General features: G+C 53.9%; 16 protein-coding genes. 12 read left to right on the top strand and 4 right to left on the bottom strand.

What is annotated here, in order from left to right:
* Positions 1 to 211: 211 nt before the first annotated feature.
* Positions 212 to 361, top strand: a complete 150-nt coding sequence (locus tag V4U88_RS00680; protein WP_334071294.1) for an aspartyl-phosphate phosphatase Spo0E family protein — start codon at positions 212 to 214, stop codon at positions 359 to 361.
* A 135-nt stretch (positions 362 to 496) separates the two neighbouring features.
* On the opposite strand, the gene V4U88_RS00675 is transcribed toward V4U88_RS00680, so the two are convergent.
* From V4U88_RS00675 to V4U88_RS00665, 3 genes are read right to left on the bottom strand one after another with little or no spacing between them, the layout of a single operon-like run.
* Positions 497 to 1678 carry a MalY/PatB family protein gene (locus V4U88_RS00675; protein WP_334071293.1) on the bottom strand — a complete coding sequence of 394 codons (1182 nt, stop codon included), beginning with the start codon at positions 1676 to 1678 and terminating at the stop codon, positions 497 to 499.
* A gap of 3 nt (positions 1679 to 1681) precedes the next feature.
* Positions 1682 to 2257, bottom strand: a complete 576-nt coding sequence (locus tag V4U88_RS00670) for a beta-class carbonic anhydrase (RefSeq protein ID WP_334071292.1) — start codon at positions 2255 to 2257, stop codon at positions 1682 to 1684.
* Positions 2258 to 2287: 30 nt separating this feature from the next.
* On the bottom strand, positions 2288 to 2617 hold the full coding sequence (locus V4U88_RS00665; RefSeq protein WP_334071291.1) for an iron-sulfur cluster biosynthesis family protein: 330 nt from the start codon (positions 2615 to 2617) through the stop codon (positions 2288 to 2290).
* Positions 2618 to 2752: 135 nt separating this feature from the next.
* Between V4U88_RS00665 and V4U88_RS00660 the strand changes: the two genes are divergently transcribed.
* The 3 genes from V4U88_RS00660 (at position 2753) to V4U88_RS00650 (ending at position 6356) form a co-directional block, all read left to right on the top strand.
* The gene (locus tag V4U88_RS00660; RefSeq protein WP_334071290.1) at positions 2753 to 4270 is read left to right on the top strand and encodes a carboxypeptidase M32; all 1518 of its coding nucleotides are present in this window, start codon (positions 2753 to 2755) and stop codon (positions 4268 to 4270) included.
* Between the two features lie 221 nt (positions 4271 to 4491).
* Positions 4492 to 5160, top strand: a complete 669-nt coding sequence (locus V4U88_RS00655; protein ID WP_334071289.1) for a TetR/AcrR family transcriptional regulator — start codon at positions 4492 to 4494, stop codon at positions 5158 to 5160.
* Entirely contained in the window at positions 5157 to 6356 is a 1200-nt protein-coding gene (locus V4U88_RS00650; protein ID WP_334071288.1) for an Acg family FMN-binding oxidoreductase, read from the top strand. Before V4U88_RS00655 ends, V4U88_RS00650 begins: the two co-directional genes overlap by 4 nt.
* Positions 6357 to 6374: 18 nt before the next feature.
* On the opposite strand, the gene V4U88_RS00645 is transcribed toward V4U88_RS00650, so the two are convergent.
* Positions 6375 to 6842, bottom strand: a complete 468-nt coding sequence (locus tag V4U88_RS00645) for a CBO0543 family protein (protein WP_334071287.1) — start codon at positions 6840 to 6842, stop codon at positions 6375 to 6377.
* 448 nt (positions 6843 to 7290) lie between these two features.
* On the opposite strand from V4U88_RS00645, the gene V4U88_RS00640 reads away from it, so the two are divergent.
* The 8 genes from V4U88_RS00640 (at position 7291) to mutS (ending at position 19128) form a co-directional block, all read left to right on the top strand.
* Complete coding sequence (locus tag V4U88_RS00640) at positions 7291 to 8919, top strand: sensor domain-containing diguanylate cyclase (RefSeq protein WP_334071286.1); 1629 nt, start codon at positions 7291 to 7293, stop codon at positions 8917 to 8919.
* A 167-nt stretch (positions 8920 to 9086) separates the two neighbouring features.
* Positions 9087 to 10082: an ABC transporter substrate-binding protein gene (locus V4U88_RS00635; protein WP_334071285.1), complete on the top strand. Its 996-nt coding sequence runs from the start codon at positions 9087 to 9089 to the stop codon at positions 10080 to 10082.
* Positions 10083 to 10121: 39 nt separating this feature from the next.
* Complete coding sequence (locus V4U88_RS00630; protein ID WP_334071284.1) at positions 10122 to 10907, top strand: ABC transporter ATP-binding protein; 786 nt, start codon at positions 10122 to 10124, stop codon at positions 10905 to 10907.
* A 3-nt stretch (positions 10908 to 10910) separates the two neighbouring features.
* Positions 10911 to 11750 carry an ABC transporter permease gene (locus tag V4U88_RS00625; protein WP_416367235.1) on the top strand — a complete coding sequence of 280 codons (840 nt, stop codon included), beginning with the start codon at positions 10911 to 10913 and terminating at the stop codon, positions 11748 to 11750.
* Positions 11751 to 12803: 1053 nt separating this feature from the next.
* Positions 12804 to 13796, top strand: a complete 993-nt coding sequence (locus tag V4U88_RS00620; RefSeq protein WP_334071282.1) for an aromatic acid exporter family protein — start codon at positions 12804 to 12806, stop codon at positions 13794 to 13796.
* Positions 13797 to 13979: 183 nt separating this feature from the next.
* Positions 13980 to 14525, top strand: coding sequence for an outer spore coat protein CotE (gene cotE, locus V4U88_RS00615; protein ID WP_334071281.1), 546 nt, complete (start codon positions 13980 to 13982; stop codon positions 14523 to 14525).
* A 241-nt stretch (positions 14526 to 14766) separates the two neighbouring features.
* Positions 14767 to 16275, top strand: coding sequence for a putative amidoligase domain-containing protein (locus V4U88_RS00610; protein ID WP_334071280.1), 1509 nt, complete (start codon positions 14767 to 14769; stop codon positions 16273 to 16275).
* Between the two features lie 57 nt (positions 16276 to 16332).
* Positions 16333 to 19128, top strand: a complete 2796-nt coding sequence (mutS, locus tag V4U88_RS00605) for a DNA mismatch repair protein MutS (RefSeq protein WP_334071279.1) — start codon at positions 16333 to 16335, stop codon at positions 19126 to 19128.
* Positions 19129 to 19233: the final 105 nt, after the last annotated feature.

Genomic DNA, 19233 nt, shown 5'->3' with positions numbered 1-19233 from the left:
ACAACAAGGAATAGACGAGAATGAACGTCGAGGGTGTCTTTTAAATTTTACATAAAATCTCTTTTTAGGAGGTTATTTAGGTGAAACTGTCGAAAGAATGTAATACCACTTTTGGGTTGGTGCGGACAATGCCGGAGTGGGATCCGCATAACGGTCGCCAGTGCACAGCGGACGTATCGCATAGATATTTGAATTTACAGGAGTGTTCGCTTTGGAGTTGATCCGCAAAATCGAGGAACTCCGGTCTGAACTGAATAAACTCGCTGTGTACAAACGCCTGGCCGACCGGGAATTGGTCAATTTGAGTCAGAAGCTTGATCGGTTGCTGAATGAGTTTCAAAAGGACCAGCAAGCGAAGTAATGCAAAGGGAGTCCGCGTTCTGCGGCTCCCTGCTTATCCGTAGGGATACGGAACATTATAGGGTTGATGGAACGAAAATGGGATACTGGCAAAAAAAAGCGGAATGCATTGATCTGCATTCCGCTTATTTATACTTTATACACCTTTGTGGGCAGTTACTGCCGAAGTAAAGCGGTCGAGCGCTTCCTTCAGGAAATCCTGCGGACAAGCCAGATTGATTCGCAGGAAGCCCTCGCCGTTCTTGCCGTACAGCGAGCCCTCGGTAAAGGCGATTTTGGCTTCCTTGTACATGAGCCGCTTGAGTTCCGTAGACGAGAGCTGCAGCTTCCGGCAATCTACCCAGAGCAGATAGGTACCTTCGGACGGAAAGGGGATCAGGTCGGGAAGATGCTCGGCCAAATACCGAACCGCAAATTCCTGATTTGCTTTTACATAACCGAGCAGCGCGTCCAGCCAGTCTTCGCTTTTATCGTACGCCGCAATCGTGGCGGACGGACCGAAAAAGTTGACGGATCCGATCCCCAGAGCCTCGATCGTTTGATCGAACTTCCGCTTAAGCTCCCGGTTGGAAATGACGGTAAACGACGTTTGCAGCCCCGGAATGTTGAAGGTTTTCGAAGGGGCCAGACAGGTGACCGTTCTTTCGGCATAAGCTTCCGATAGGGAAGCGAAAGGAAAGTGACGGTGCTCCGGAAATACCAAATCGCAATGGATCTCGTCGGCCACTACTTTGACATCATATTTGACGCAAAGGTCACCGAGACGTACAAGCTCTTCCTTGGTCCAGACCCGGCCGCCCGGATTTTGCGGACTGCACAGCAGCAGCAGCTTGGCGCCTTCTTTCATCAGGCCTTCAAGCCGGCCGTAATCCATTTCATACCGGCCTTCCTTCAGGAGAAGCGGACTCTCCGCCAGTCTGCGCCCGTTTTTCAGGATCACGTCATAAAACGGGTTGTACACGGGAGACTGCAGGATAACGGCATCTCCCGGGTCGGTCAATGTTTGAACGGCGATGCTGAGCGACGGTACAACGCCCGGAGAATCGGTCAGCCAATTGGCATCGATGGTCCAATGATGCCGGCGCTGAAACCAGTCCGTAATCGCCTTTACATAATCTTCGGTGCGGATCGTATATCCGTAGATCCCTTGAGCCGCCCGTTCGTTTACCGCTTGAACGATCGCCGGGGCGCATTTGAAATCCATGTCGGCTACCCACAACGGCAGGACATCGGGGTCCCCGAACAGTTTCTCGCCCTGGTCCCATTTATAGGACCGTGTTCCCCGGCGCTGGGTGCGTTCGTTAAAATCATGACTCATCGGCTATTCATCCCCTCGAGAGGCGTAACCGTCCACGACAAGCTCAAGCTCTCCCGTAGTGGAGTCGATGAGCATGCCGTGAACAGGTACTTGGGGGGGAAGCAGTGGATGATTTTTCACAATCTCCACAGTATGAATTACCCCCTCTTTTTCGTTGTTAAACCCGCGCAGCCATTTCTTTAGTTTGATCCCCGAGTTTTCCAGCGTGCTCAGCACGTCCTGGGAAATGCCGCGTTCCTTTATGGAATCGATCATACGCTCGGAATTCAGCGAGGCCATCCCGCAGCCCGTGTGGCCTATAATGTAAACCTCCTGGGCTTTCAGCTCGTAAATGGCCACGAGCAGACTCCGCATAACGCTCCCGAACGGCTGGGAAATGACGGCGCCCGCGTTTTTAATGATCTTGGCGTCGCCGTTGCGCAGGTTCATGGCTTTGGGAAGGAGCTCGACCAGCCGGGTGTCCATGCAGGTGACAATGACCATTTTTTTCTCCGGAAACTTGTCCGTGATATAGGCCTCATATTCTTTGTTAGCAACAAATGTGCGATTGTACTCCAGAATGGATTGTAGCTGACTCATAACGATCTTCCTCCTTCGCGATTTTGGACTTTACAGTTGCCGGCGATCTGTGAGCCGGATATTTGACTTATAAAACTGCGAGACACCGTCCAGACGGAATGTTCCTCCGCTTTCCTCGGCGGTAAGCATCAACTGTTCTTCAAAAAAGACAGCCTGCATCCGGTCGATGGAAAAGGGAAAGGTGTCATTTTCCATGGGGATATCATAGGGCCCGGGCTCTTGGGCAATCTGCAGACTGGGAACGCCGCTCATTCCGCAGCCGCAATTTTCCGTATCATAGACCAGCCGCATCAAACCGGGTTGATCCCCGATCGCTTCCCGGATCATATGTTCCGCACGCGAGTCCAATTCAATTCTCATCGGCGACATCTCCTTTATTTTTGCTGAAAAACATTTGAAAAAACCAAAAAGGCCGTCTTAAAATTTGATTATACGTTTTGTAAAAAGTATCATCAAGAGGAATGGAAAAATTAGAGGATAGAGGTGGGATCCATTATGAAGCAGCAAACGGCAAATACATGGAAATCCTTTCTAGAGCTACTGCGGAAAATTAAAAGCTATCATGAAGCGGTGGCGATGATGCATTGGGATCTGCGGACCGGAGCGCCGCGGAAGGGAGCGGAAGCCCGTTCGGAAACGATCGGCGTGCTTTCAACGGAAGCTTTCAAGCTGCAAACCTCTCAGGAAATGGGAGAGTATTTGAGCTACCTGCATCACGAAACCGTCCTCGGTGAACTGGATGAAACTGGCCGCCGCCTGGTGAAGCTGGTGAAAGAGGAGTATGACCGCAATGTGAAAATTCCCCCGGACAAATTCAAAGAATACGCGGAGCTAACGGCGCATGCCGAGACGCTCTGGGAAGATTTCAAGGAGAACGGGGATTTTGCCGGCTTCGAACCCTATTTAACCCGGATTGTCGCACTCACCCAGGAATTCATTGATTATTGGGGTCCGAAGGAAACGCGTTACGATACCTTGCTGGATATGTACGAGCCTGAATTGACCGTGAAAAAGCTGGATCAGGTGTTCGGCGAGCTGCGCGACCGGTTGGTTCCACTGGTGGACAAGATCACGTCTGCGCCGCATAAACCGCAGGCTCCGTTTCTGAATCAGCTGTATGATAAAGCACAGCAGGAAAAATACGGGCGGTATTTGCTCGAACAGATCGGATACGATTTCGAGGCCGGACGGTTGGACGAGTCGGTGCACCCTTTTGAAATTACGCTGAATCAGGGCGATGTCCGGATTACCACAAACTACTTGCAGGATGATGTAACGAGCTCGATCTTCAGCGTGCTCCATGAAGGCGGCCATGCGCTGTATGAGCAAAATGTCGCCAAGGAACTGAACGGAACCCCGCTTAGCGAGGGGACATCCATGGGGATTCATGAGTCCCAGTCGCGGTTCTGGGAAAATTTCGTCGGACGCAGCCGCGCCTTTTGGGAACGCTACTACGCCGACCTGCAGCAGCATTTCCCCGATCAGTTGAAGGACGTAACGGTCGACGACTTCTATCGCGCCGTGAACCGGGTGGAGAACTCGTTGATTCGCATCGAGGCCGATGAGCTCACTTACAACCTCCATATCATCATTCGTTATGAAATCGAGAAGATGATCTTTAACGAAAATCTCCCGATCAGCGAGCTGCCTAAAGTATGGAATGAGAAATATAAAACCTATCTCGGACTCACGCCGCCGAACGACGGTCTTGGCGTCCTGCAGGACGTGCATTGGTCCGGCGGCAGCTTCGGCTATTTCCCGTCCTATGCGCTCGGCAATATGTACGCGGCGCAAATTGCCCGCACGCTCCAGAAAGAGCTGCCGCAATTTGAGGGGTTTGTGAAGGAAGGCAACTTCAAACCGATCAAGGAATGGCTGACCGACAAAATCTACAAGCACGGCAAAGCGTTGAAGCCGGCCGAAATTATTTTGAGCGTGACCGGAGAGGAATTGAATCCCGAATATTTGGCCGACTATCTGGAAGGGAAGTACAAGGCTATCTACGGTCTGTAAGCACGGACGAATGGTCTGCGAAAAAAAGCCGCGGGGGCATCCATTGTGATGCAACGGCGGCTTTTTTGCGTTTGAAAGTGGGGGCAGCAGCTTACGCGGGAATATGCTTGCATGAACATCCTAAATAGGTTCATTGACAAGCGCAGTCAAGAGGATATAATAAAGTAAACTCACAGTTTACTTTACTGCATGATAATGCAAAAAACGAGGGAGGGAGTCTATTGGGAAGCCGGGAACGCAGACAGAAGGAACAGGAAATCCGCAGGAATGATATCATCGAAGCGGCGGAGCGGGTATTTTTCGCCAAAGGGTATCCATATGCCACCATGGACGACGTAGCCAAAGAAGCGGAATTTAGCAAAAGAACGGTATACATCTACTTTAACAGCAAAGAGCAGATTTATTTCGAAATCATGATTCGGGGTTACAAGCGGCTTATCGCCATGCTGCAGGAAGATATGGAGAGCGGGGATTTTACGGACGCGATTGAGGAAATCAAGCGGATGTCCTTGACGCTATACCGGTTCAGCCGCACGTTTCCGGATTATTTCAAAGCCATCATGGAATACGAGACCGGAGAACGCGATTTCCAAAAAGGGGTTCCTGACGAATCCAGGGAAGAATGCTATGCGCTTGGCGAAAAAGTCATGGGTGTTTTAATCGGCTTGCTGAAAAAAGGAATTGCGGAGGGTTCCGTTCGCGCGGATCTGGATCCCGCGAATACAGCGCTGGTATTATGGGCCTGTATCATCGGCGTTTTTAATACGGCGGGCAAGAAAGAAAAGTATATTAACAACTATTACGGGCTAACGGCCGAGGGATTGATTTCGGAATCGTTCGCGTTGATGATTTCGTCCATTCGGGCCGGGCATGGAGGAAACTTCCAATGAACCGAAGAAGGGGGAAGAAAATCGTGATGATGGCGATAGGCGGTATCGGGATATTGGCGCTGATCGCTGTTGCGGCATTGCTGCTGATCGGCGGGGCGTTCGTGGCGCCCAAGTATTTGGAGCCTTGGCAAAAAAACGTTGCCCAGCAATCTGGCGACCCGCGCGTTCGTCTGTCCGCTCACGGTCTGCTCGCCGCCAGCGGACATAACATGCAGCCGTGGAAGATCAAGCTTGACGGCAGTAATCCGAACGTGTTCTATCTGTACGCCGATAGTGAACGCTTGGCCGATATGGTGGATCCGCTCTCCCGGCAGACGATGGTGAGTCAGGGAACGTTTCTGGAGAACGTTCGGATTGCCGGATCGCAACTGGGCTACCTTACGGACATCGCTTTATTTCCGGGCGGGGCATTCGATGAACGGAACTTGCGGGCCAGCATGGATGCCAAACCGGTGGCCCGAGTCACGCTGGAACAAAGCGATCGGCAAGGCGAGTCCTTGTATGACTTCCTATTTCTGCCGGATACGAACAGAGCGGCCTATCGGTCGGACAGGCTTACGGTGGACGAAATCAAAGCACTCGAAGACATAAGCGGGGACAACGGCGTAACCGTAAAGGTGTTTCAGGGCGAGCCAAACGTAAGCAAGCTGGGAAGTTACGCGCTCAGGGCCGCCATTGTCGAGGCGGGCGTAAGCCGCGTCATGGAGGAATCAGACGATATTTTCCGCGCTAATGAACGTGAAAAAAATGCATACCGGTCCGGTTTTTCCGTCGAGGGTCAGGGCACCGGCGGGCTCATGCGGTATTTGGTGCAGGGGCTGGTTACGTTATTTCCCTCGATGAACACCGGCCAAGCCGCGAGCGAAAGGTTTGTGCAATCGGCCGAGAAGTCAGTCGGCAGCACGCCGGCCTATGTTATGATTCTTTCGAAAGATAATAGCCGCAAAAGCCAGATTGAAAGCGGCATGGCTTACGGTAATTTAATCTTGGAAGCGCACCGCAGGGGCCTGGTGATGCAACCGCTGAGCCAGGCGCTTGAGGAGTACCCGGAGATGAAGGAGCTGTACGATGGCATTCACCGCGAGTATGCCCCTGACGGAGAAGTCATCCAGATGCTCGTTCGCATAGGCCGTCCCACACGGGAAGTTCCGCAAACGATGCGTCGTGACGTCAGGGAACTGCTCGCCAGCCAATAAAATCAGGCGGCTTTTGGATCAATGATTGTCGCTCCGGGACCGCGATGTAAAAAAATACCCATGTAACCGGTAATATCCGTAAACCAACGCTAGGGCCACAATGTAGGAAATATACGTCAAGCCTACGTTCCAACCTTTTCCATAATGAAGTCTGTCCAGGCAGACTAAGATAAGCTCCATACCGGTCAGCAAGGCGGAAGACAAGGCGACGATCACCACAGGGTGAATACTCGTATGTCTGATACAGTAGAGCATCAGGCACGCGACCACGGGATATATGCCCAAGTTAAAAGGAATAGTAAGGACGGATTCCATGTCTTTCGGAGTCAATATCCACCACTCTCTATAGACCCCGTAATCGTTAAACAGAAGCGAGATAAGTCCGGCCGAAGGAAAGGCAATAAGCATCGCGTTCTTGTCCCGTTTGACCAAGAAAATTCCGGGGATCCACGGAATCAAAAAACCGACAATCCAATTTAACAGCAATTTAACCACCTCGTAAGAAGTATATCCCTTTCAGGCAGGCCTAAATCCTTTTCATGGCTCCAGGCAGATTTGAGTAAATTTTTGCTTGAAATACAATGGCCCCTTCTCGCCGAACATGCTAGGATGAGCGTGATGGGGTTCGCTGCTGAATCAATCCCGTGATGAGGTTGCTGGCGGAAAAGCAATCGGTGCATTTCCCGGGAGTTCCCGTACATTTCGTCAAGGAGCGGCCCGTATTTCAAATCCTGTAGATTTCGTTGATTTTAAGTCCAATTTTCGATATAGTGGTGGATGAGTCCGCCGCTTTTTTTGTGGCTCCCATTTGGGGAGGACATGAAACCTCCTGTTATATTATTTCGTAATTTCAGAGAACCGGCCTTGTCGGTTCTTTTTCATTAATGTTATATCATCGTAAATGCTTGCATCAGCTTCGGGGGAGACGCAAAAGATGATTTCGCTTTTCAAGCCGCACCATAAGCCACATTACAAACCGCAACAGAAGAGAAGAAAGATTAGTTTGACAGCCGTTTTTACCGGCTTTGTAAGTCTCTCGGTTTTGCTGACCCTAACCGTTTCCATCCTTTCATCCACACAGACGCAGAAAAGGTCCCTAGTCCATAATACATTAACCCTGAATTTGTCCACCGCGGTTCAAATGAGTAAAACCATGGATTCGCTTTTTCAGTTCATGCAGTCAGGTTTAACCAATGCGGCCGTTACCTTTGGCGAGTCGGGAGTATCCCTGCAAAAAAAAGAGCTTGAATCCAGGCTTGATCTTATCCGAAACAGCAGCGGTTATTTTAACTCCATTGTGCTGGTGGATGAAACCGGATTGGTTCGAGCCATCTCCCCGAAATCCATCGGGACCGCCGGTTCACATATTACTTCACAGGCTGCTCTAACCGCCTTGCGGTCGCGGAAAGCTTTTATATCCGAAGTGTATATGACTTCCGTAACCAAACGAATCATTGTATTTATCAGCGAGCCCATCTTTGATCGAAACGGGAATTACAAAGGATTTATCAGCGGCACCATCTATCTGCAGGACAAAAACATCCTCAATCAAATCTTTGGCGGTCAGTTTGAAAAGAACGAAACTTCTTACTTTTATATTGTGGATTCCAAAGGGCAGGTGTTGTATCATCCCGACAATAACCGGATCGGTAAGGATATCAGCGCCAATCTGATTGTCCAGCAACTCGAGAAAGGGAAAAGCGGAAAGCAGCAGTATATCAATTTAGACGGAGTGGATTCGTTGGCGGGATATACCCGGATTCCGTCTACCGGCTGGGGCATCGTCGTAGTGTCGCCTACAAAGATGATCTATGATCAGCTGTATATCCATGTCGTTCTGCTTCTTTTACAGATGCTGCTCCCGCTTACCGTTTTAATCTTTATTGTTGTGTGGACGGCCCGCCAAATCGCCAATCCATTCGTTTTTCTGACCAATCTGGTCCAGAAGTTTGAACAAGATGGCGTGGAACTGCCCAAGCCGCGGGTCCATTGGAATCGGGAAGCGGATTTGCTGACACGAACGGTTGTGAGGGCGCTCCACAATTTCCGGCGGCAGAACGAACAGTTAACCCAGGAGGCAATGACGGATGCCCTAACCGGATTGATGAACCGCAGAACGTTCGAGGACACGATCCGGAGCTGGATCGATCAAAGGATGCCTTTTGCCATTCTGGTTCTGGATATCGACAAATTCAAGACCATCAACGATACCTTCGGACACCAGACGGGGGACGCCGTGTTGAAGCAGGTGGCCGGCATAATTCGGGCGGGGGTAACCCAGCAGGATGTCAGCTCCCGTTTCGGCGGTGAGGAGTTTGTGGTCCTTTTGCGCAATCATGATCGTTCCGAAGCCTTTCTGAGAGCGGAGCAGATTCGTAAATCGGTGGAACAGGCGGTTCTTGTAGCCGATCACCCCGTAACCATTTCTATCGGGGTTGCTCTCTACCCCCAGCATTCCTCCACAGCCATGGAGCTGTTTCATCTTGCGGATAACGCCTTGTACCTAGCCAAGGAAAGCGGGCGCAACCGTACGGTGATGATTCAGGAACAGGACAAGGCCTAACCGGGCGACATAGGAACTAGCCGCATCCTGCGAGGGTGCGGTTTTTTGCCATGGGCCAATCATCAGGGCGGGAGCGGGGATCGAGATAGGTCCATAACCATTTGTTTGACCTCCGCATACACTACACTATAGATATCATCCTAGTTTCAAGAAAAGAGGTGATAGAGATGAAGGGGAAGCGCTATGCCATGTTGGCCATGACACTCGTTATTTTCTTTGCGGGGGCTTTGGCCGGCTGCGGGGGCAAGGGGAATACGACGGTGAAGATCGGCGAAGTGACCCGTTCCGTCTTTTATGCTCCACAGTATGTCGCGCTGGAAAAAGGTTTTTTCAAGGAGGAAGGGCTTAAGGTGGAGCTGCAGACGACGGCGGGGGGTGACAAAACGATGACCGCGCTGCTGTCGGGTGCGATCGATGTAGCCCTGGTCGGCGCGGAAACCTCGATATACGTGTATCAGCAGGGGGCTGAGGATCCGGTGATCAATTTTGCTCAGCTCACCCAAACGGACGGTACCTTCCTCGTCTCCCGGGAGGAGGCGCTGGATTTTGCCTGGGACGACCTGAAAGGGAGCGTTTTTCTAGGCCAAAGAAAGGGCGGAATGCCGCAAATGGCGGGAGAATTCACCTTGAAAAAACACGGCATCGATCCCCGCTCGGATCTGGAACTGATTCAAAATATCGAATTTGCCAATATCGCCGCGGCTTTTGCCTCAGGCACGGGACAATACGTCCAGTTGTTCGAGCCGCAGGCCTCCATCTTCGAGCGGGAGGGAAAAGGGCATGTCGTCGCCTCCTTCGGCACGGAGAGCGGCCGGCTTCCCTATACCGTCTATATGACGAAACAAAGCTATATCGCCCGGAATAAAGAGCTTGTTCAAAAATTTACGAACGCGATTCATAAGGCGCAGATCTGGGTACAGGAGCACTCGCCGGAGGAGACGGCAAAAACGATAGCTCCTTATTTCAAAGACACGGATCAAGAAATACTGGCGAGCTCCGTGAAACGTTATCTGGAGCAGGGGTCGTACGCCGAATCTCCCCTGCTGGAGGAAGCGGGCTGGAACAATCTGCTGAATGTTATGGAAAACGCGGGCGAGTTGAAAGCGCGGGTGGAACTCAGAGAACTGGCCGATAACTCTTTTGCGGAGTCCACAAACAAGTAATGTCGGATAACAAGGGCGGGAAAGGAGCGTGAGACTTTAGTGAGTCAAGTCCCTGTCGTTGAATTGAAAGACCTGGATCTGGTGTATGTGACGGACCGCGAGGCCGTGCTTGCTCTGGAAGGGATGAACCTGTCGGTCATGCCCGGCGAGTTTATCAGCCTGGTTGGTCCCAGCGGATGCGGCAAAACCACGCTTCTGTCCGTGATCGCCGGCCTGTTACCTCCGTCGAGAGGGGAGGTCCTGCTGCACGGCAAGCCGGTGACCGGGGCGTCCCCGGAAGTCGGATATATGCTTCAGCAGGACTATTTGTTCCCTTGGCGCACCATTTTGAGCAATGCCTTGTTGGGGCTGGAACTAACGGAGCGGCTGTCGGAGGACAGCCAAGCTTTCGTGCTTGAGCTGCTCGAAGGCATGGGCCTCGGGGGCACGGCGGATCGGTATCCCCACCAGCTCTCCGGCGGAATGCGGCAGCGTGTGGCCCTGGTAAGGACGTTGGCGACGAATCCCGATCTGCTGCTGCTGGATGAGCCGTTCTCCGCACTGGATTATCTGACGAAGCTGCAACTGGAAGACCTGGTGGTGGATACTTTAAGGCAGCGAGGGAAAACCGGTGTACTGGTCACCCATGATTTGTCCGAAGCCATCGCGGTCAGCGACAGGGTCATCGTGCTTGCGGCGCGGCCGGGAAGAATCCGCAGCACCTATGTGATCCCGGAGAATATCCGCCAGGCCCAACCGTTCTATGCGCGCGAGGAGGCCGGGTTCAATGAGCTGTTTCACGAAATCTGGCGGGACCTCGAATCGCTTGAAGGAAAGGGGGAATAGCGATTGGCTGAGGCTATGTCGAACAAGAAGGGCGGGCCTAAGTCCGCCTGGATCGAGGACAAATGGCGCGACCATCTGAGGCACAAACGGCGGGGGAGCCGGCTGGTGTTGGCGACCCAGCTTCTGTTGCTGGCCGTCCTGATCGGATTGTGGGAGCTGGCCGGCCGGCTGGGGTGGGTCGATGTTCTGATTTTCAGTTATCCTTCCAAAGTGGGCGGGCAGATCGTCAAGGATGTCCTTAACGGGGAATTGTGGCCGCATTTGGCCGTAACGGTGGGGGAAACCGCGGTCGGCTTTCTTCTCGGTACACTAATCGGTACGCTGCTGGCGGTTTTGATCTGGTGGTCTCCTTTTCTGTCGCGGGTGCTTGAACCTTATATGGTCGTGTTCAACAGTATGCCCAAAGTCGCCCTCGGTCCGATTTTTATCGTTTTGTTCGGCGCGGGATTCACGGCGATCGTGATTACGACGCTTTCCATCACCGTGATCGTCACCACGCTTGTGGTTTATAACAGCTTTAACGAAGTGGACGACAATCTCGTTAAAGTGATTCGGACCTTTGGCGGGGACCGGCGGGATGTATTCATGAAGGCGATCTTGCCGGCCTCTTTTCCCGCGATCGTGTCCACATTAAAGGTCAATGTGGGGATGGCGTGGGTAGGCGTTATCGTCGGGGAGTTCCTCGTCGCCAAAATCGGGCTGGGCTATTTAATCGTCTACGGGTTTCAAGTGTTCAACTTCACTTTGGTGCTGGCGAGCCTCGTCATAATCGCGGTTGTCGCCACGGGAATGTATCAGCTTGTCGTGTATGTGGAGCGGATATTGCTCAAGGAACGTCGTTGATCTCCCTATTCAGCATGAGCCGAAGCGATGAGCTGCGGCTTTTTTGCACTGACCCCTCTCATTGAGTTCAAGGGATGAGTGGCTGGCGGCCAGCTTCCCTTTGAAGCCGGACAGATGAATAGGGGCTTTATGCGCAGCTATTTTGTCGAATTCGGCTCATTGGTGTGAAATAGAGGCCGTTTAGGCACTGAAGTTGCATCAAACCTGACAGGGTACTTCTTATTTTGAAACTTGTCGCCTCGGTGTGGCGAGTTGGATCCGGCGTGTCCCATTTCCCTAACCGCCGTCGCATGAGCAGCCTTGCAAGAAAGACGAAAATTAACACTAACGGTTGCCACAGCCGTTATTTGTCCTGAAAACGCCGATTTCCCATTCTAACGGCCGCCACGGCGCTTGTTTTCGCATAAACAGGCTTTTAAGGCGAGAATCCAGGGGAATAACGGCGCTCACTACCGTTAGAATTTCGAAAGGGCTACTTTTCGTTAAATAGCGGCTGCTACAGCCGTTAGAGTCCTCTCAGACGTTAGTACCAGCCGGAAAGCCTGACCTTTTGCAGGAATTCATACTCGATCAATGCAGGTAAGTCTTGGAGGGCAATGGAAATTTTCCCGAAAAAAAGGAAGACTACGCCATGCGTAAGATAGGACCCCATTTTTAACCACACTCTTCTTTCATGTTAAGGTTAGTGCATCGCTAGTGCCGTTTAGGGCCTTATTTTTGGAAAAAGCGGACCAAACCCTAATTTCGGAGCCCGCTCCCGTGAATTAAGGCCCTTCCTGACCGCTATTATTCCCGCTGGGCCGAAATAGCGGCCCAAAAGGCCGCTAAGGCGAGCGCTGTCCAGGAGGATTTTGCGGGGGGGCCGGCTCCAGTTCGCTAAGGCGGCGAATAAGTCTGAAATTGGACAGCGCCATGGCTGACGGGAGCCGCCGCCTTGGTCGGTGGATTTGACTTTCTTGGCCCCCCATTGTTTGAAGGGAGGAAATCAAGTACGATAGGATGAAGAAATAGGCCGTTTTTTTCTATATTTTATGAGAATGATAGGGTGGTTTCATGGGATTTCGCGTCATTAAAACAGCAATCGCCACATTAATCGCAATCATTGTCGCGGATTTGGCCGGTGTGGAAGGGGCGTTATCCGCCGGTCTATTGGCCATCCTCGGGGTGGATGTCACCCGGAAGCGGAGCATCGCCACCGTTACCTCCCGTTTTTTTGCGTCGGTGCTCGGACTGCTGCTGGCCTTCGGCCTTTTTTACATATTCGGATTCCATATCTGGGTGCTGGTTGTGTATATCCTTATCGCGTTTCCGCTCATAACCAGGGCTCATTTCAAAGAAGGTATCGTCACCAGCTCTGTTGTCGTGTTTCGCGTCTTCGGGGGAGAGGAGCTGAGCGCTCATGTCATGCTTACGCAGATCGAACTGCTTGTGATCGGGCTGGGGGCGGCCATGGTGGTAAACCTGGCTTATATGCCCAAAGCGGAGGAGAAGCTGATCGAGATCCGGCGGCAAGTCGACGGGTTGTTTTCGGTGATTTTCAGCCATCTCGCCCAGTCTCTTCGCGACCCTTACCACCTTTGGGACGGGAAGGAAATCATTGAAGCGGGCCAGCGGGTCGACGAAGGTCTGACTTCGGCCAAGCGCGCTCTGGAGAATCAGTTAATCTCGGCGAGCGATGCCTGGTCCGTTTATTTTTATATGCGGAAGGAGCAGCTTGGCCGGATCGAAAGCATGCTGGAGTTGGTCTCTTTTGTTTACCAGCGGATGCCGCAGGGACAAATTACGGCTTTATTGTTCGATCGGCTGAGCCAGGACGTGTTGACCGAGGAATATACGGGGCAAACGGAACTGATGCTTGCGGAGTTGGAGAAGGAGTTCAGGCGGATGGAACTGCCGGCGACCCGGGAAGAATTCGAAATCCGTTCCGCGATATTGCAGCTTTGCCGGGAACTAGCGTATTACCTGAATATCGCCAAAAAAGATAAGGCGCCCGCATCGCTCAAATCGACGGGGAAAGAGAAGGGTCAAGTGGCCGGAGGACGCTGAGGAAGTTTCGGATTAGGGGGGATTCACGGCGAAAATCCTGCCGGGTGCGCGAATAAACAGTAAAAAAGAAGCCTGGCGAAAGAGCCGGGCTTCTTTCACATATTTATTTCTCTTGGGCTAATCAACATTCGCCCAGTTCCTGCATACATATGTAATGAATGATGTATGGAGGAGGTTTCGATCATGTCATTGAAATATCAAAGTAGAGAGATTATCACGAAAGCGATCTGCGGAAAAGGTCGTAAGTTCTCTACCGTAACACATACCGTGACTCCGCCACACAAACCGACGAGCATACTGGGGGCGTGGATCATCAACCACCAGTACGAGGCGGTAGCGGCGGGAGACGGAATTGAAGTTATTGGTACTTACGATATCAACATCTGGTACTCCTATGACAGAAATTCGCAGACCGAGGTTGCCAAGGAGACCGTGTCGTATGTGGAAAATGTGCCGCTCAGTTACTTGGATTCCAGACACCGCGCTTCGACAGTGGAGGTTTTTGCGGAGGCGACGCAGGAACCGAGCACCGTTGAAGCAAGCGTATCGGGAGACGGCCGGGTGGCGATTCGCGTGGAGCGGGAATTCGCCGTTGAGCTTGTGGCCGAAACGAAGCTGAATGTTCTTGTCGTGCCTGGCGGTGAGGACGGGGACAAAGATTATGATTTTGGATCCGAGCTCGGGGATTACGAGGATCTGGATCCGGACCTCCTCGACGACGAACTGTAAGCGGCTGTAGCTGTATTAATCTTCCCGGCAATTTGAATTTGCAGGTATGGTCTACTATATGCGGCAGGGGCGTCGTCGTCGAGGGCGGCTGCCCTCTTTTTGTTTTATTTTTCAAATTTTTTTTATCAAAAGCCTTGAAACGGTTCGGGATTGGGCCGCGAAATCGAGGGAACTTTTCCGGATAAACCGGATCCGCGAGCCGCGAGCCAAGAGCAGCTGTATATGACCAGGAGATTTCCCTGTGAATAAAGTAGTGATCTGCGGAGAAAAGAGGGGCCGGAGCATGGAAATGAAGCATGTGCTGAAAATCAAGCTGGAAGGCGGGGTTTTCAGCAGCAGGTTAATGCGGGCGTTCATAAATCAGGGAGGACCTTATGAATTGCTGAGAGGACCCTTGAAGGGTAATGAAAGGGCTTCTCGGGAAGAGGGGGGATTCATTTACGGGTTGCCTGGTAGTTATATCGCTGATCCGGCGATGGCGGTGACGGTGACGGTGACGGAATGGAGGCTGAATAACGAAGCGGCCCGATTTGCCGCAATCCCTTGGGAAAAGGTCGAGGGCGGTTTGCGGGCCGCCGGGCTTTTGGCGGAACTCGGCGATGGCCGGGCAGCCACCGGACGGAATGGCGGCTATGTACGCCGATACGCCGTCAGCGTGTTCAACCTGCGGGCTCTGACCGTGGTTCCGGTCCAGGCCTCGACCGTTACCCTGCCGTTTTCCGGGGCCGGGGGAGAACCGGAACCGGCTTCTCCGCTTTGGCGACGCCTGGAGAAGACCGCCGTCCGGGCTCTTTATACCTTTGGACTCGATTTCGGGGAAGTAGTGATCCGGGCAGGCGCGGAGGGCTGCTTCACGGTGGAGAAGATGGGTACCTCTCCGTCCTATGGGGGCATGAGAGCCGCGGCCCTTACCGCCGAAGCGATGGCCGGGCTGCTTCGGGAGCTGGAGGAGGCGGAAGCCCGGTTTTCCGAGCGGCTGATCGGGATGGACCCGGAATTTTTGCTCTACAACGGCAAAACGAAAAAAGTGGTGCAAGCTTCCCGATATTTGGGACGGCAAGGTATCGCGGGCTGCGATGTCCTGCGCTACCGGGGCCGGCGCCTCTTCCCGGTTGCCGAACTGCGGCCCGAGCCGGGTAGGGAGCCGCGGGATTCCGTGCGCCAATTGCTCCGCGCCTTCCGCGCGGCGAAGTCGGCGATCACCGACGGCGAACTGCTTTGGCAGGCCGGGGGCATGCCGCAGCGAGGCTTCCCCCTGGGCGGGCATCTGCACTTCAGCGGAGTCCCGCTGACCGGGGAACTGCTTCGCACGCTCGACAATTACCTCGCTCTCCCGATGGCTCTGCTCGAGGACAGCCGCAGTGCGCGGAGGCGGCCGCTGTACGGCTTTTTGGGCGATTTCCGGCGCAAGGACTACGGCGGCTTCGAATACCGTACGCTGCCCAGTTTTTTGATTTCGCCGCTGGTGGCGAAAGGCGTTCTGGGGCTGGCGGCGCTTATCCTTAGAGATTATCGCTCCTTGCAGCGGCGCCCGCTGCAGGATCAGACGGTTCAAAAGGCGTTCTACGAGGCGCGCAAGCAGGTGCTGCGCAAGACGTGGCCTCCGCTGGCGAGGGATATCGCCGCTTCCCCCGGGTATCCGGACTATGCGGAATATATCGCCCCCTTTCTGGACGCCGTCCAGTCCGGCAAGGTTTGGGACGAATCCGCGGACATCCGCGGCCCGTGGAAACTGCAAACCGACTCGTAAGCTTTCCCTCCTTTCTGGTATAATAGAAATCTATGAAAGGGAATTTGGAGGGTGCACATGGCTACTTATACGCCGATGATTCAACAATATTTAAGTGTCAAAGCCCAGGCGCAGGATGCGTTTCTCTTCTTTCGGCTGGGGGATTTTTATGAGATGTTCTTTGACGATGCGTTGCTCGCTTCGAAAGAACTGGAGATAACGCTAACCGGTCGCGAAGGCGGCATGGAGGAAAAAATCCCAATGTGCGGGGTGCCGTACCATTCGGCGGAGAACTACATACACCGGCTGATCGAAAAAGGCTACAAGGTCGCCATCTGCGAGCAGGTGGAGGACCCCGCCGCCGCCAAAGGCGTCGTCCGGCGGGAAATCGTTCGGGTGATCACGCCGGGGACAGTGATGGAAGGGAAAACCGTCGGCGAACGCGCCAACAACTATCTGATGTGCGTCACGGAGCGGAACGGCCTGATGGCGGTGGCGTCCTGCGATCTTTCGACCGGCGAACTTTACGTTACGTCGGCTCCGGCGAGCAAGGAATGGCTGCGCGATGAAGTGGGGATCTACGATCCGTCCGAAGTGATCGGGGACGGGGCGCTGCTGGACTGGATCCGCGAGCAGGCTTCTCCGCTGGGCAAAGCGATCGTCTTCACCCCTTGGGATAAAGGTAAAGACGAAGCCGGGCGCCAGCAGTTTGGCGAAGCCGCCTGGATCCGGCTGGAAACCGAGCGCCGGGAGTGCATCGCCCTGCTCGTCGGCTATCTGGCCGAAACGCAGAAGCGTTCGCTCGGCCAGTTGACGAAAGTTTCCGCCTACGAGCCGGAGCAGTATATGATTCTGGACCCGTTTACCCGCCGCAACCTGGAATTGGTGGAAACCGTGAGGGAACGGTCGAAAAAAGGCTCGTTGCTCTGGCTGCTCGACAAGACGGAAACGTCGATGGGAGCGCGGCTCCTGCGGCGCTGGATCGACAAGCCGCTCTTGCAGCGCAGCCGGATTGAAGAGCGGCTGGAAGCGGTGGACACCCTGTATAGCGGGTTTATCCTGCGGGAAGACCTGCGCCAGTCGCTGGTGGAAATCTACGATCTGGAGCGGCTCACCGGGCGGATTGCCTTCGGCAGCGCCAACGGGCGCGATATGATCGCTTTGAAGGGATCGCTGCGGAAGGTTCCGGCGATCAAGGAGCTCTGTGCGGCATCCACTTCTTCCACGTTGCGGAAAATCGCGGCGGATATGGACGATTGCAACGACCTGGCTGATCTCATCGAAACGGCGATTGCGGACGAGCCGCCGGTCTCGGTCCGGGATGGCGGCGTCATTAAGGGCGGTTATCATCCCCGGTTGGACGAGCTGCGCGAAGCGGGCACGAACGGCAAGCGCTGGATCGCGGAGCTGGAGGCGGCGGAGCGCCGGGCCACCGGCATAAAATCGCTGAAGATCGGCTACAACAAGGTGTTCGGCTACTACATCGAAGTGACGAAATCCAATCTGTCGGCCCTCCCGGAAGGACGTTATGAACGGAAACAGACGCTGGCCAACGCCGAGCGATTCGTAACGCCGGAACTGAAGGAGAAGGAGACGCTGATCCTGGAGGCCGAAGAACAGATGGCCGATCTGGAGTACCGGTTGTTTAACGGGATCCGCGAAAAGATCGCCGCGGAGATCGAACGGCTGCAGCGGCTCGCCGAAAAGATCGCCGAGATCGATGTCCTCCGTTCCTTGGCGGTGGTCGCCTCCAAGGGCGGGTTTGTCAAGCCGGTACTGACCGACGGCTACAATCTCGTTGTGGAGCAGGGACGCCACCCGGTGGTCGAATCCGTGATGAAGGATACGGCTTTCATTTCGAACGGCACGGAACTGAAAAAAGAAGAAGCGAGTATCCTGCTCATCACCGGTCCCAATATGGCGGGCAAGAGCACCTACATGAGACAGGTTGCGCTGATATCCATTCTGGCGCAGATCGGCAGCTTCGTTCCGGCCGCGAGGGCGGAAATACCGCTGGTGGACCGGATTTTCACGCGAATCGGAGCGGCGGACGATCTGATCGGCGGGCAGAGCACCTTTATGGTGGAAATGGCGGACATTCAAGTCATGACCGAAAAAGCGACTTCCCGCAGTCTGATCATCATCGACGAACTGGGCCGCGGGACTTCGACGAGCGAGGGCATGGCGATCGCGCAAGCCGTGATCGAGTACGCGCACGATTATATCGGCTGCAAGGCGCTCGTATCGACGCATTTTCACGAACTTGCGCACCTGGAGAACAGCTTGTCCGGCCTGCGCAATTACCGGATGGCCGTCCAGGAAAGCGGGGACAAGGTGCATTTTCTCCGCAAGCTCGTCCCCGGCGCGGCCGATACGAGCTACGGCATCTACTGCGCCCGGCTTGCGGGCCTGCCGGGCGGCATAATCGAGCGGGCTTACGGCTTGCTGCAAGGCTTTGAGCAAGCCGCCGCCGCCGTGACCGCGGGGAGCCTGGACGAGGTGGGAGCAACGGCAGCCGGTACGGGAGAGACCGGGGCGGCGGCCCAAGTCGTGGCGATGCAAAGTGAGGCGGTTCGAAGTGTGACAGAGCAGGCGCAGGCCCAGGCTCAAGTGGTGCAAACCCAAGGGATGACGATGGAAACGCAGATCGCTGCGGCGCAAGCCGGCGGTCATTCGCAGGAGGCCGAGACAAGCGTCGTGCAGTTGTCTATTTTTGACGACGAGATCCCGGCGAAGAAGCCGAAAACGGCTCCGGAAGATGCCGGAATGCGTCAAATCGTGAACATGGTGAAGAACGCCGACCTGATGAATATGACGCCGCTCGAAGCCATGCAACTGGTTAACGAGCTTAAGCAGAAAGCCAAACATTTGTGACGGAACTCCGTCTGAAACATTTTAACGGAAATAAAAGGCGCTATTTCTCCTCAAAGGGCCTTTTTAAAGTGGTAACGGAAATGATAGCCGCTATTTTACTCAAAA

Source organism: Paenibacillus sp. A14, from assembly GCF_036864815.1.
Classification (GTDB): Bacteria; Bacillota; Bacilli; order Paenibacillales; family Paenibacillaceae; genus Fontibacillus; species Fontibacillus sanfengchensis.
This window is presented reverse-complemented; position numbering and strand designations above follow the sequence as displayed.